Annotated in this window: 10 protein-coding genes and 1 tRNA gene; 4 read left to right on the top strand and 7 right to left on the bottom strand. The window is 57.8% G+C overall.

All coding sequences use genetic code 11. The features are described from left to right. The first annotated feature begins 163 nt into the window (after window positions 1–163). Window positions 164–237, top strand: a tRNA-Arg gene (locus tag LG294_RS02340). 59 nt (window positions 238–296) lie between these two features. On the opposite strand, the gene LG294_RS02335 is transcribed toward LG294_RS02340, so the two are convergent. The 6 genes from LG294_RS02335 to LG294_RS02310 form a co-directional block, all read right to left on the bottom strand. Further along, window positions 297–1,316 (bottom strand): LacI family DNA-binding transcriptional regulator, encoded by a 1,020-nt coding sequence (locus LG294_RS02335; RefSeq protein WP_404289160.1) that lies wholly within the window; start codon window positions 1,314–1,316, stop codon window positions 297–299. Between the two features lie 89 nt (window positions 1,317–1,405). Further along, entirely contained in the window at window positions 1,406–2,824 is a 1,419-nt protein-coding gene (locus LG294_RS02330; protein ID WP_404289158.1) for a GH1 family beta-glucosidase, read from the bottom strand. Next, the gene (locus LG294_RS02325; RefSeq protein ID WP_404289156.1) at window positions 2,824–3,708 is read right to left on the bottom strand and encodes a carbohydrate ABC transporter permease; all 885 of its coding nucleotides are present in this window, start codon (window positions 3,706–3,708) and stop codon (window positions 2,824–2,826) included. The genes LG294_RS02330 and LG294_RS02325 overlap by 1 nt, the downstream gene beginning before the upstream one ends. After that, window positions 3,701–4,849, bottom strand: coding sequence for a carbohydrate ABC transporter permease (locus tag LG294_RS02320; RefSeq protein ID WP_404291607.1), 1,149 nt, complete (start codon window positions 4,847–4,849; stop codon window positions 3,701–3,703). Before LG294_RS02320 ends, LG294_RS02325 begins: the two co-directional genes overlap by 8 nt. A 68-nt stretch (window positions 4,850–4,917) precedes the next feature. Next, window positions 4,918–6,249, bottom strand: a complete 1,332-nt coding sequence (locus tag LG294_RS02315) for an extracellular solute-binding protein (RefSeq protein ID WP_404289154.1) — start codon at window positions 6,247–6,249, stop codon at window positions 4,918–4,920. A 380-nt stretch (window positions 6,250–6,629) separates the two neighbouring features. Continuing rightward, window positions 6,630–8,552, bottom strand: a complete 1,923-nt coding sequence (locus LG294_RS02310; protein WP_404289152.1) for an ExeM/NucH family extracellular endonuclease — start codon at window positions 8,550–8,552, stop codon at window positions 6,630–6,632. A gap of 237 nt (window positions 8,553–8,789) precedes the next feature. Here LG294_RS02310 and LG294_RS02305 point away from each other — a divergent pair, with 237 nt between their 5' ends. The 3 genes from LG294_RS02305 to LG294_RS02295 are packed head-to-tail and all read left to right on the top strand — an operon-like array spanning window position 8,790 to window position 12,637. Continuing rightward, window positions 8,790–9,695, top strand: coding sequence for an ABC transporter ATP-binding protein (locus tag LG294_RS02305; protein ID WP_404289150.1), 906 nt, complete (start codon window positions 8,790–8,792; stop codon window positions 9,693–9,695). Window positions 9,696–9,698: 3 nt separating this feature from the next. After that, window positions 9,699–12,029, top strand: a complete 2,331-nt coding sequence (locus tag LG294_RS02300) for a YhgE/Pip family protein (RefSeq protein ID WP_404289149.1) — start codon at window positions 9,699–9,701, stop codon at window positions 12,027–12,029. Then, window positions 12,026–12,637 carry a TetR/AcrR family transcriptional regulator gene (locus tag LG294_RS02295; protein WP_404289147.1) on the top strand — a complete coding sequence of 204 codons (612 nt, stop codon included), beginning with the start codon at window positions 12,026–12,028 and terminating at the stop codon, window positions 12,635–12,637. Before LG294_RS02300 ends, LG294_RS02295 begins: the two co-directional genes overlap by 4 nt. 19 nt (window positions 12,638–12,656) lie before the next feature. Here LG294_RS02295 and LG294_RS02290 read toward each other — a convergent pair whose 3' ends face one another. Beyond that, on the bottom strand, window positions 12,657–14,315 hold the full coding sequence (locus LG294_RS02290) for an ABC transporter transmembrane domain-containing protein (protein WP_404289145.1): 1,659 nt from the start codon (window positions 14,313–14,315) through the stop codon (window positions 12,657–12,659). Window position 14,316: the final 1 nt, after the last annotated feature.

Genomic DNA, 14,316 nt, shown 5'->3' with positions numbered 1-14,316 from the left:
TGGGCATATCTCCTCAGATACCGCGCGCCCAAGGCGCTCCACTTAACCCTCAGTCCAATATGACTGGTTGTGAAACACCACACTTTAGCGGCTCTTGAGTTTTATCAGCACAGATTCTCGTGTAAAGTCGTTGGAGTCGTCAAGGCGACAAACAACTAAATATGCGCCCATAGCTCAGCTGGATAGAGCGCCTGTCTACGGAACAGGAGGCCGGGGGTTCGAATCCCTCTGGGCGCACAAATTGAAATTCCCACTCTACGGAGTGGGAATTTTTTTGTTTATCTACAAGTACTGATCTAGCCCCCGTGAGATCCACGCAAAATCAGCTTCGTTGGCATGATGATTCGTTCGGGCACTGCTTCACCGTTAATGCGCTGCACCACAACCTCCGCCATTTTCGCTCCTTGTTCTTCCGCATTCTGTGCCACGGTAGTTAAAGCAGGCGAGGCATTGCGAGCAAATGAATCATCATCGATGGTTGTGATAGCGATGTCCCCAGGCACGGAAAGTCCTGCCTCCGCGATCACCTTCATCGCGCCAAATGCCATTTGCGCGCTGGCGGCAAATAATGAGTCGATTTTTATGCCGCCGGCCAGCAGTTCACGCATGGCGCTCTCGCCGCTGTCCGGGGTGAAGTCGCCTACCGCAATTGCAGCTACGTCGAGCCCGGCGGCACTCACCGCCTGTTCGAAACCCAGCTGGCGGTCTAGGGCAGCACCCATGTTTTGAGGACCTGCGATCGCCGCCGGGTGTTTGCGACCCGCGGTGAGCATCGCTTCGGTTGCCTTCCGCGCCGCTGCCGCGTTATCTACGTCCACCACGAAGACGTCGCCGTCTTCATTACTCATGGGGCGGCCGCCGAAGACCAACGGTAATGATCCGGCCAGTTCGCTGTATGACCTGTCTTCCGCGTGGTGCGAAAGGATCAGCGCCCCATCAACGTTTCCGCCACGTAGGTAACGGCTCGTTTTTGCCGGGTCAGATTCGGTGGCAATCAACAGGGACAACGTAAATTCGGTGGTGCTCAGGTACATCGCTGCCCCCTGAATCACCGCAGCGAAATATGGGTCTGCGAAGAACTTCGCGGTGCTTTCGGGGATGACTAGTGCGATGGAATTAGTACGGCCCTGCGCGAGGGAACGGGCCGCCCTGTTGGGGACGTAGTTCAGTTCCGCAATGGCCTTCTCGACTGCCCGCACCACGTCCGCTTTGACCTTATCCGAGCCGTTGACCACGCGCGACACTGTGGCTCTGGAGACTCCTGCGCGTTCGGCAACAAGTTCCAGCGTCGGCTGTTGTTTGCGTGGTTCGGGCATCGTTACTTCTTTGCAGTAGCTGGGCGGGTCCTTATGACTAGTGCGTGGTGCGTGGTGCGTGGTGCCCGGTTTAGCACCACGCACCAGTGCTATGCCATTGTACGGTTGGCGGCAATAAGTCCAGCGTAGGCCCTGCCACTGTCCTTAATAATGCGTTCCTGTGTTTCATAGTCGACGTAAATAATGCCGAACCGCTTCTGGTAACCCCAAGCCCATTCGAAATTATCGAGCAAGGACCAGAGGAAGTAGCCACGCACGTCCACACCGTCTTGGATGGCACCGGCAACAGCATCTAAGTGGTTAAAAACGTATTCACGACGTTCAACATCGGCCACGGTTCCGTCCGCTGCCAGTTCGTCGGTATACGAAGCTCCGTTTTCTGTGATGTACAAAGCTGGAAGGTCCTTGTACTGGTCCTGCAGTCGGTTCAGCAGAACTCGCAGGCCTTGCGGGTTAACTTCCCAGCCCATCGCGGTTCGCGGCAGCGCTCGGCTCGGGAACGTGACATATTCGCTGCCCACAAAAGGCGAGGACTTCGGAGCCTCGGTGGGTACGACAGACTCCGGTTCGCCTTCGCCGAGCGGATGCCCCGACACATTGTCATCGTGATAGTGGTTCACCCCCAAAAAATCGATGGGCTGGTGAATGATTTCGAGATCCCCGGGCTCAATGACCTCGGCCAGCCCTAAACCGTCCACGTCCGCTAGCAGATCCTTGGGATAGGAGCCGCGCAGTATGGGATCTAAGAACATCCGGTTCCACAGCGCATCGATACGACGGGCGGCTTCCAGATCCACCGGGTCGGTTGGATCGTTTGGCACCGCGTTGGTCAAATTCAGCGTGATACCAAGCTCTCGAGCGCCGAGTTCACGCAAACGTTTTGTGGCTAGGCCATGTCCGAGGTGCTGGTGGTGCACGGCCGCCAAAGCCGCCGCCGGATCTTGGCGTCCCGGTGCATGTTCCCCGGCTGCGTAACCAATGAGCGAGGAACACAGCGGTTCGTTAAAGGTCGTCCAATGCTCGACTCGGTCACCAAGTTTTGCGTAAACCAGCTCGGCATACTCTGCGAATTTATAGGCTGTGTCTCGGTTAGCCCAGCCGCCCTGCTCTTCGAGGGCCTGCGGCAAATCCCAGTGGTATAGGGTCAGCCAGGGCAAAATCCCATGCTCTAACAGTTCGTCGACAAGCCTCGAATAAAAATCTAGGCCCTCGGGGTTGGCGCTGCGCCCGCCGGGAACCACCCGAGCCCAGCTGGTTGAGAAACGGTAAGAATCCAGGCCAATCTCACGCATTAAACCGACATCCTCTCGGTACCGGTGGTAGTGGTCTACCGCAACTTCTAGGTTGTCGCCTCCGGCAATAACTCCCTGCTTGCGAGCGAACGCATCCCAGACGGAGTCTTCTTTACCGTAGGAGTGGCTGGCGCCTTCGATTTGCGCCGCCGCGGTGGCCGACCCCCAGAGGAATTCTCTGGGCCAAGCGAAATTCTCTGAAAAGTGGGTTGTCATTAGCCCTTTACAGCTCCTGCCATAATTCCGGAAACAAGTTGTTTACCCGCCACTATGAAAAGCAGCAGCAGCGGGATGGTTGCCATCAGCGCACCGGACATCACGATCGTGTAGTCCACATAGCGTGCGGATTGCAGTTGGCTCAGCGCCACCTGCAAGGTGGGGTTTTGAGGTGCGACAAGCATTGGCCAGAGATAGTCAGTCCATGCGGTCATAAAAGTAAAGAGTGCCAAGATGGCCATCGCCGGGCGGGCTGCGGGGACTCCCACATGCCAGAAGGTACCGATCATGCTGGCACCGTCGATTCGGGCGGCCTCGATCAATTCATCTGGCACGACATCCACCAAATACTGGCGCATGAAGAACACGCCGAACGCGGTGACCAGCGTGGGCACCATGATTGCGCCGAGCGATCCGGTCCAGCCAAATTCCTTCATCACCATGAACAACGGGATGATCCCCAGCTGGGTCGGAACCGCCAGAGTAGCAATCACGAAGACCAGCAGCCCCTGGCGTCCGCGGAAGCGCAACTTTGCGAACGCGTATCCGGCCAGCGTCGAGAACGTCACCACCGAAATCGTAATGATCGAGGAGACAAGGATGCTGTTTCCCAGTGCGCCCCAGAAATCGATGGTGTTGAAAACTTCGGCGACATTTCTCCAGAACGAGCCTCCAGGAAGCAACGGTGGGTACGTCGAGGCGAATACCGCCCCGGTATTCGAACCAATCACCATCGAATACCACAGCGGGTAGGTGCTCCCGAGGAAGAACGCGATCAGCAACCCGTAAGTGAGAAATCCGGGGCGGCGATCCATGGAGAAGTTTTTGCGTTTGGCTGCAGGTTTCCTGGGTTCCACAGCTTTGTCCAAGGCGGTGCTAGTCATGGGAATCCCCGTCCTTCGTACTCGTTGCTGCGTCCGTCAATCTTTCGCCGTTCGAGGCGGCCTTGGCCTTTGCTTGCTGGACGGCGTTTCGGTGCCCCTGCCGTTGCGCTCGGCGTCGTTTGCGGCTTCCCCCTTCGCTAGAAGAGGCAATGGAACCCGAAAGTATGAAGTTGATCAGACCGATCACGATAATGATTAAGAACAGCATCCAGGCGACCGCAGATGCACGACCAAAGTCGCCGCGGTTGAATGCCAGATCCCAGAGATAGAGCACCGTGGTTTGGTATTCGCGTTCGGGACCGCCTGGCACCGAGCTGCTCGCGTTGAATAGTTTCGGTTCGGTGAAGATCTGCAGGCCACCGATGGTCGCGGTGATGATCACGAAGATCATCGTGGGGCGAATGCTCGGCAGGGTGATCGAGAAGAACCGACGCATCGAGCCAGCTCCGTCCAGAGCGGCGGACTCGTGCAGTTCGCGCGGCACCGCTTGCATGGCTGCCAGCAGGATCAGCGCGTTGTAACCAGTCCAGCGCCAGTTCACCATGGTGGCGATGGCTAAGTGCGAAGGAAGCACCTCGCTCTTCCACGCCACCGGATCGATGTTGATCACTTGGAGCAGGTTGTTGATGAGTCCGTATTTCTCGTCGAAGGCCGAGGAGAAGATCAACGTTACGGCCACCGGGGTCACCACATAGGGAATCAGCACACTCATTCGCCAGAACGTCTTGGCGCGAATATTCTGGTCCAGAATGGCTGCGATGAAGGTGGCCACAAGCAGTTGGGGAATCGCCGAGAGCAGGAAGATGCTGAACGTATTGAACAACGAATTCCAGAACAGGGGTGCGCTAAGTTCCGCTGCGTAGTTCTCCAGCCCAACCCATTCACCGGCTCCCCCGAGCAGGTCCCAGTCATTGATTGACACCACGAAGGTGTAGATCAGCGGAAAGAGCCCCACAAGGGCGAAGAGAATGAAAAAAGGTGAAACGTATAGGTATGGAGAATATTTGAAGTCCAGCCGTCCCCAGCGTTGACGCCGGCATGTTTTCTTCCCGGCTGCCGGATCAGCCTTGAGGCGCCTTTCGCCTGGGTGTTGCTCCCCCGGCGCCGCGGCACCAGGGGCGCCTGAAGCGTTTTTGGTCATGATGCTCATTTATCGGGTTCTCTTTCCGCGTAGGCCGGCCGCATTGCCGGCCGACCTACAGGTGGCGATTACTTGATGTCCAAATTTTTCAGCGTGGACATGGCTTCATCCCACGCGGCTTGGCCGTCCTTGCCGCCATCCAATGCGATGGTTGCCGGTCCAAAGACCTGCTCCTGGATGACCGAATCATCAGCCCCCTTGAACTGGGCCTTCACACCTTCGGCACGGTTTGCCAGAAGCTGACCGATAGGAGCATCGTTGAAGAACTTCGTCAGCTCGTTGCTCCCGGTGACCTGTTCGGCGCCCTGAGCTTCAAGGTTGCTGGGGAACGTCCCGGCGGTTTCAAAGGCGGTAGCCTGCGACTGCGCATCGGTTAGCCAGGTAGCGAGTTTGGCCGCTTCGGCTGGATTCTTCGAGGTGGCGGGAATGGTCAGGAAGGTTCCGCCCCAGTTTGCCGGACCGCCAGGGAAGACATCTGCAAAGTCCCAACCAGAAGATGCATCTCCACCGGCACCTTCAATCTGCCCCTTGACTACTCCCAGCATCCAGCCTGGGCACGGCATAGTGGCAAAAGAGCCATCCAGGAATGCCTGACCTTTTCCCCAGTCCCACTGGGTCTGCCCCGAAGACTGTCCGGATTCGGTGGCCCCTGCCAGCTGCTTCCAGCGTTCACTCAATTCGGTGTTGCCCTCGATATTCAGCGAGCCGTCTGACTTGTAATAGCCCTCATCGAGTTGGTTGACCATGGCGTTCCAGACGAATCCGGACTGATCAAACCAGGCCTTTCCGGTTTTTTCCTCGTATTTTTTGCCTGCCGCGAAGTAGTCTTCCCACTTGGCGTCCTCGCCACCGATGAGTTCAGCGAATTCGGTGCGTTCGGCTGGCATATCTGCCTGTTCTAACAGCTTGGTGTTGTAGCAGAAGCCTTCCGGACCGATGTCGGTACCGTAGCCGATGATCCTCCCTTCGGCGTCGGTGGCCTGTTCGACCTTCCAATCGACCCACTGTGATTTGAGATCTTCTATGCCGTAGTCGCGCAGGTCGGTGAAGGAATCGGAGACGGCCATTACCTGACCGAGCCAGCCTTCTTCAACCGCCTGAATGTCCGGCAGGCCTGCACCCGAAGCTTGTTTAGTCTTCCAGTCGACCAGCGCATTTCCGCCGGTATCGATATTCGTCGCCTCGATGGTGACGCCAGGATTTTCCTTTTCGTATTTCTCGTACAAGGCTTCTAAGCCCATGGTGCCGAAGGTGGTCACCGTCAGGGTGACCGGATTCTCCGCTGATGCAGGCTCGGCATCGGCCGCTTGATCTGCGCCACCGCATCCGGTGGCCAGTAGTGCAATGGTGCCGAACAGGGCTGCCGACTGCGCGAGCTTCGAGTTGCGCAAGGTTTTCATGGTGTCTCCAGGTGTGAGTGCGGGTTTCGAGAGACTCATGCACATTTAAAAATGAGAGCGCTCTCAAAATAAAACAAGTGTCCAACTCTTGCGAGTTTTCATCCAGCCGAGAAGTATAAAAGCGCCTGAAGCGAACTCGTGTGAGCGCTCTCACAAATCATCTTCCCATTATTCTGCCCGATCGCAAGCCGATGTCAAGGACAAAAATTGATTGCACTGCGGGAACTCTCCGCCATGGCAGTTCCGCGGGACTGGCAAGGCAGCCCAAAGCCCACAGGTCAAAAACTGATTTGAAGAACAAATCGGCACGATGGAACGAAGAATAAATCCGTGCATAGAAAATCCGGTGGATCCAAATGGATCCACCGGATAATCGAGGACTAGTTCTTGTTCAGCTGCAGCCCGACGAGCACCGGATCATGATCCGAAGAGCGGAACTGGTCGGGTGAGAACAACTGGGCAACATTGTTGTTGTAGCGGCTGTACTCATAGGCGACCGATTCGGTGGCATTAATGTTCCAAATCGTTTCGCCGGTGACCTTCTGGGCAATTTCGGCCGAACCCAGAACATGGTCAAGCGAACCGGTGCGACCACCGAAGAGGTAGCTTTGAGTGCTGGCTTCGGCACCAAGATCAACGTAGCCAGCCTCAGTCATCACCTTGATGGGATCCTCGGCGGAGTAGGAGTTGAAGTCCCCTGCCAGCAACACCTTGTCGGTGTTGCGCGACTCCTTCAACTCTTCGGCGAAACGCACTACCGCGTGGGCCTGCTCCACACGTGCAGCGTTCCAAGCTCCTGCGCCGTCACCTTGGTCGGCGTTGGCCGAACCGTCTTTTGGATCGGACCCCTTGGACTTGAAGTGGTTGGCAACCACGAGGAAGCGAGTCTTCGAATTGCCGCCCACACGCTGAAAAGCCTGGGCCAGTGGATCACGGGCGTTATCAAAGGCCGCATCGTCCAAGACCACGGACTCGTCGATCAGCTTGACTGCGTCGCGTTGATAGATCATTGCAGTTCGGATGACATCTTCATCCGCCGGAAGCTCTTCAGGACTTGGAGCGAAGCTCCAACGTTTCTGCCCCGCCGCCTCGTTCAAGGCATCAACCAGGATCTTCAGCGCAGCATCGCGATCCTGATCGAAGCGTGCAGAGTTTTCAATTTCTTCCAGCACCACGACGTCGGCATCAAATTTATTCAGTGCGGTGACAATCTTTGACTGCTGGCGCTCAAGGCTTTCGGCGTTGGCTGCACCGCGGGCATCGCAGCCGCTTCGTACCGAGATTGGGTTGCCTTCACGATCGGTGTAGTAGCTGCACCCATCAAGTTGGTCGCCAGTGGTAGTAAAGAAGTTCAGCACATTGAAACTTCCCACGCTCACATTGCCACCAACGGCTTCCGGGGCATCCTCCGTGACTTGTTCAAAGCTCACCGGGATGTCCAGGTCTTGGGCTCCGACAACTTGCCCCTGAGGCTGCAAGCGCCACAAGTCGTAGCGGTAGTCCATGATGACCGGGGCGGTGAAGCTGGCTTGCTTGCCTACGGCGACATGCTGATCCGCCGAGATATATGGCAGCTCGACGAGCTTGTTCGCCTTAGCTCCGAGGAAATTCAGCGTGGCTCCGTCATCCAAAACCAGCTCACGGGCCTGGTTCTCGGCCTCTAGCGCTTTAGCTTCGTCACTTCCGGGAGCGAACACGTCGGTGGCCTGACGCAAGGTGCGCTCACCGTCGATAATTGAGCTGGTTCCCTCGGCAAGGGTTATTTCACCGTATTGATTCAGCCGATAATTGTCGGCTACGGTCCATTGACCCTGCGGGTCGATCAGCATCGCCTCGAAACGCTCGCGCTCGGCATCGGTTGCCGGGATGTCGATGGCCAGAGGCTTGACGGCTTCGGCTGGCTCGACCAACACTTCGATGGACTGATCCGAGGCACTGATTTGGGTCATGCCGTAGTATTCACTGACCTTGCCGGAGACCTGAACGTGATCGCCCACGGCAACCTTGCCGACGCCGTCGGGTGAGTATACGAAGATCGCCGAGCTTCCAGCCGAGGAAATTTCACTTCCCGAGCCTGCGGTTTGCACGTAGAAACCGCGGATGCCGCCTTCGGAGTATGCACCGGTAACTACGCCTCGAATATTGACTTGCTGTCCAGCCATGCCGGTGGCGTCTTCGGTGCCTTGGATATCTTCAATGGAAGTCAGTTCGACTTCGACCGCGGAGGCTGGAGCCATCATTCCGGTCACCAGTACGGCACCCAGACAGGTAGCCGCGAACGCTGTTGTAGCGCGCTTCTTCATGGATTGTCCTAGTTCGTTGTAAGTACCGCAGCGCGGTAGCGCGCGGTCGACCCGCAAACGATTCAATCAGCTAGTTATGAACTCGCGGTGAATCAATAAATAGCGACCGGTTGTTGGTCCATGAACTATCCAAGTCCATGAGGCACGTCACGTCCAGAGGTGAGCAAATAAACTAGAACACTAATTGAACTGACCGGTCAGTTCAATTAGTGTGGAGGTGTGTTAATTGCTAATTCAATGAGCTTCCAGGGACGCCATCACCGACTAGTCGACGCCACCTCGCTGGCAGTAGACCGCGGAACGCTGCTGCTCGTCGTCGCCGACTCACAGAGCGCGCGCACCGCCACCGCGTTGATGCTTTCCGGGCGCATGAGCCCGAACGCAGGAACATTGACTTGGGAGGGCTCATCGAGACTCAAAGAAATACGCGCACACAGCGCGCTACTCGACGCACCACAGATCAATGAACCAGAGGCCCATCTGAAGGTGCGCGATGTTGTCAGCGAAGATCTTTCATTGATCCCGGCACCTTTTTGGCGCCGCGCCCGGAGTAAGAAATGGTTGGCACAACACGGTTTCGAAGACATCGCCAGCAGCTGGATCGACGCGGTCGATGCACTGACCCGCATCAACTTGCTCACCCGCCTTGCATTGGAAAACCATGGAATCGACGCTCTGGTCTTCGACTCCCCCGACCGCCATGGCATCGAAGAAGCCAGTTGGCTAGAAGCCCTCGAAGGATTAACTCAAACTCGGCGAAACCTTGCGGTCATTGCAGTGGTTTCGCGCGTTCCAGACTGCTGGAAGGGGCCGGTAGCCTTCATCGGGCAAACCCAAACCATTGCGGAAGCCGTTCCATCTACCGGCGAAGTTCCACAGCTGGAACCTGTCCTGGAGGAGCAGGCTACCGCGGCGGAGGCCGAAGCTGAAGTAGCCGAACCTAGCCACGCGCAGAGCGAGCACCGCCCTGAAGCATGTACCGAGGACAAGATTCCCCCGGCAGCGGCCCCGCAGCAGGAGGCTTTGAACGAGTCACCGCCCAGCGAAGCCCAGGACCAGGAATCTGTGGCCGAAGAAGCGCAAACGGATCCTCCTTCCCCTGAAGCTGAGATTCCACTTGAACCACCCACCACTAAGGATTAATTCATGACGACTCTGGGCCTAGCTCTCTCCGAGCTCAAGCGCATGACCCGTGGAACCTTGCCAAAGCTGGCACTGATCGCTGTCACCTGTGTACCGCTGCTCTACGGTGCCCTCTACCTTTATGGCAATTGGGATCCGCAATCGAATTTGGATGGCGTCAAAACAGCTCTGGTGAACCTCGATGAAGGCGCCGAGCGCGACGGCGAAACAACAAATGTCGGCGACGAAGTTGTGGATTCGCTACTCGAAGACTCAACCTTCGGCTGGGAGATAGTCGATTCGAACGAAGCCGCTTTGGACGGAGTTGCGCACGGTGACTACGCGTTCGCAATGACCATTCCCAAGGATTTTTCCGCGTCGTTGACTTCCCCAGCGGAGCTGAAAAACGCGAATGCGGCAATTCTTGAGCTAACGACCAATGACGCGAACAATTTCATGGCTGGAAATTTCGCTGAAACCCTGGCCAAGGAAGTTCGCGATTCGGTCTCTAAAGAAGTCGGCACGGAAACCGCAGAGGGCATGATTGCGGGTTTTGTCGACATCCACGATTCGATGGATGAGGCTGCTGTAGGCGCGAAGAAACTCTACGACGGCACCATTTCCCTTTCGGATGGGGTCCTCACTCTCCAAGATGGCACCACGCAGCTGGTTACCGGAAGCTCCAAGCTCGAAGATGGCGCGCAAACCCTACATGCCGGTACCGGCCAGCTATCCAACGGCCTCAAGAAACTCGTGGATGGGCAAGGCAAGCTCGTAGCCGGCACAGAAAAGTTGGCCAGTGGCAGCGCCGAGCTCAACTCCGGGGCGGAATCCCTCAGCGGCGGGCTAAACACCTTGGAGTCGAAGACAGCGCCCCTGCCCAGTTCGGTTTCCAAGCTTAACGACGGCGCTCAGAAGGCTGCCATCTCCGCAGATCAGCTGGCAGCCGGATCGCGTCAAGTAGCGAATGGAAACGCCGAACTCAGCGCCACGGCAGACGAGGCAATGACGGTTATCCAGGATCTGCAAACTGATGCCGAATCTCGGCTCGACCAAGTGAAGCAAAACACCAACTCATCCCTTCAGAGCCAAGTCGAATCCGGGGTTCTCACCCAGGAGCAAGCAGACCAAATCAGCGCTCAGCTGCAATCCACCGTGAAAAATTCCGGTGTCACCCAGCAATTGAACTCGAAGGTCAAAGATGTCAACGCGAAGCTCAACTCGGCGCAAGGCGACCTGAACAAACTCGCCGAAGGCTCCGAACAGGTAGCCGATGGCAATAAGCAGCTAGCCACTGGACTGCAAACCCTGGCCCAAGGTACTGACAAACTCAACGATGCCGTTCCTGCTCTTGCCGATGGAATCTCATCCGCCGCTGCCGGCGGCAGCGAACTCGCGAACGGAGCCGACAAGCTCGCTTCAGGAAGCTCCACCCTTTCGGAGGGCCAGAAATCTGCACTAACAGGCACCAAAGAGGCATCCCAAGGCAGCAAGAAACTCGATTCCGGGGCCGAGGAGCTGGCCGCCGGAACCAGCACCTTGCACGATTCTCTGGTCACGCTGGACCAAGGAGTCGGAGAGCTGGGCGATGGCGCGGGCGAGTTGAAAGACGGCTCGGGTGATCTGTCCGAAGGCCTGGATAGCGGTGTGGATCAGGTTCCAAACCCCGATTCGCCCACCGCCGTGAAACTCGCCAACGTAATCGGCGACCCGCTGCGGGTGAACTCCCACGCGCAAGCCGAGGCCAGCGCCTATGGTGCGGGACTTGCCCCATTCTTCATGACCCTCGCTACCTGGATTGGCACGTTCATCCTCACCCAGGTGATGCGCCCGGTCAATAACCGTGCGTTGGCTTCCAACGGAAGCAGCTGGAAGATCGCGTTGGGCGCATGGCTACCCTTCGCCTTCATTTCGCTTATCCAGTGCACCGCGCTGTACGCGGTGGTTGTGTTCGCCGTCGGGTTGGAGCCCGCGCACCCATGGTTGACTTGGGGCTTGTTCCTTCTCGCTGCGCTCTGCTTCAGCGCTTTGATCCAGGGAATCTGTGCTCTGCTGGGCGCTGCGGGCAAGTTTGTGGTGCTATTGCTGATGGTCCTGCAGTTAGTAACCGCCGGTGGCACGTTCCCTTGGGAAACGCTTCCTGCGCCATTGCAGATACTGCACCAGATCTTGCCAATGAGTAATGTCGTGGTGGCCTTGCGACATCTGATGTATGGTGCAGACTTGGGAATGCTCTCCGCCGCCATCCTCCCGGTCATCGGTTACACGTTGCTGGGTCTGCTGCTGAGCTTCCTAGCGGTGCATAAGCACAAGACCTGGACGTTGAAAACGCTACAGCCGGAGCTGACGGTATGACCACACCACCAAACGCGCGACCTCGTGTGCGGGCAACTGCCTCCAAGAAGCGCTTGTTCGAAGCTTCCATGCGGTTGCTCGGCACCCGCGGGCCCAACGCCACCTCAGTCGATGAAATTGCGCAAATGGCAGGGGTCTCCAAAGGGACCGTGTACTACAATTTCGGTTCCAAGGACGAGATGATCGGGCAGGTCCTGGAATTCGGCGCCGACATGCTGGTCACCGAGTTGAAACGGGCGGCGGAGCACCCCGCTCCTCGCACAGCTTTACGTGAAATGGCCACCATCGCCATTGACTTCGTCGAAAAATACCCCTCATTCGCGCAAATCTGGATCAGCGAGCAGCTTCGTCCCGAAAGCGACTGGGGTGACCAGATTACCCCGGTGTATTCACGGGTCATCTCGACCCTCGTTGAAGTCTTGGAGCGCCTGGTAATTCTGGCACCCGAAGAAAAGCAACCAGCGGCGACAGCAATCTTCGGCGCCGCCATGTTCTCCGCGCGAATGCGCACCGTTTCGGACACGGTAGCCGATCGCGAAGTCACTCTCAACGCGGTGCTGAACAGCGTTGATGGTTTGCTCGCCACTCACCAGCATGTTCAGTCCTAGACGGGATTCAGCAGCTTAGCTACTCCCCGTCTGCCTGCTCTGTAGGGTGAGCGGCAGTGGCTGCTACCGAAAGTGGCGCCTGCCATGTTCCGGTGGCTTCGAGCCCCGAAATCTCTCCCTGGAAAATCACTACTCCCGGATAGGCATTGAGTTTGCGAATCACCGCTTCTCGGGCGAGGCTCGGCAGGCGGTTGAGCACGGAATCGAGAATTAAAACTGGCGGTTGCCGCAATAAGGCGCGTGCCACGATCAATGAGGCGCGTTGCGTAGTGTCCAAGGGTTCTCCGCCACGACGCAGCATGGTGCGCTCCCCGGAGGGGAGCGTGGCGAGATCTAGTCCGCAGTCTGCCGCCACCCGTAGCGCGCGTTTAACCGAAGAACCCGGATGACGGTAGGTCAGCGAACGGATGATGGTGCCTCGTTCGGGAACCATCGAGCTCAACGCTGCGCCAATCAGCTTTCGCCGTTCGGCGTCCGGAAGGTCTTCGCTGCGCCCCTCGGCGATCCACAACCCACCTTTGGAATCTCCGTGGGCTGCGATCCTGCCGGTGGCCAAGGATTCGAGAAGCTCTCCGGCTTCTGCTCCGGACCCTAGGACCTGGATCCGCTGACCTGCGTGTGCCCTAAGCACTGGCCAGTGTTCAAGGCTTTGTTCCGTGGCACGGATCCGCACGGTGATTTCCTTGGGGTTCAGGTCCCTGGCCTCACGGGTGGAAATCATTTCCTGCTCTGCGGCACTCCACGATTTCTCATCATCCAACAGCGGCGCGATGATCCGTCGGCCAGCCCGGTAATTCTGCCGGTACTCGACAATCCGCCCCCATTCGCCCATGGTTCCGGCGCAGATCCCCATCAATGTCAAAGCGCTGGCCAAGACCCCTGCACCGAGGCCGGTCCAGGATCCGGCAGCTACCACCAGCGCGGTGCCCAACAACGGCACAGTCAGCGATCCGGCTCTTAAAGCGCCGGCATATTTGGCGCGTTCCACGGCGGCCTGAACAACTTTTTGCGAGCTTCGATCGACCCTTTCGACCTCGCGGCGTACGCCTCCGGCCGCGGCAATAGTTGTGGCCGCGGTGACCGTGTCTGCGATCCGCGCCGCAAGGTTGCCCCGATGCCTGCGCAGCACGCGAGCCGTGCGCAAGGCGCCTCGGGCCAAGAACGCGAGCAAGCACACTTCCAGCATGACTGGAATTATTAGCGCGACGGCCAGTGCCGGGTGCAAAATTCCCAACCCGAGCGCGGCGAAAATGATCAGCGGAATTCCCGCGATCAACGGCACGATTCCTTGGGTCACCCAATTGCGGATCGAGGATAGATCATTGCTTGATCGCGCCACGGTGATCCCCACCGAGGGGCCCCGACGGGCCTTGAGTGCATGCGATATCAATGATCCGCGCAGTTGAGCCACATAGTGCTGGCCAAGCTTTTCGGCCAGCACCCTTTCGATATACTTCCCACCGAAAAACGCAAGCGAAAGTGCAATGACCCAAGCCAACGCCCCGAGGCTGAAGGCCGTGGCCATCTGGCCTACCTGCCAGGCGATGGCGATGGACAGAGCCCCGACGCCCAGCGCCAGTATCAGCAGGGCAGCCAGCAGTACACGTCGCCCTGGCGCCATCAACGCCGGAAGAGAAAGTTCCTTGGCGGGTGCGTCTATAGGCTGCGAGCCGGTCATT

The sequence above is a fragment of the Glutamicibacter arilaitensis genome, assembly GCF_044793945.1.
Taxonomy (GTDB): domain Bacteria; phylum Actinomycetota; class Actinomycetes; order Actinomycetales; family Micrococcaceae; genus Glutamicibacter; species Glutamicibacter arilaitensis_B.
Note: the sequence above shows the minus strand (reverse complement) of the source record. Positions and strands in the feature narration are given on the sequence as shown.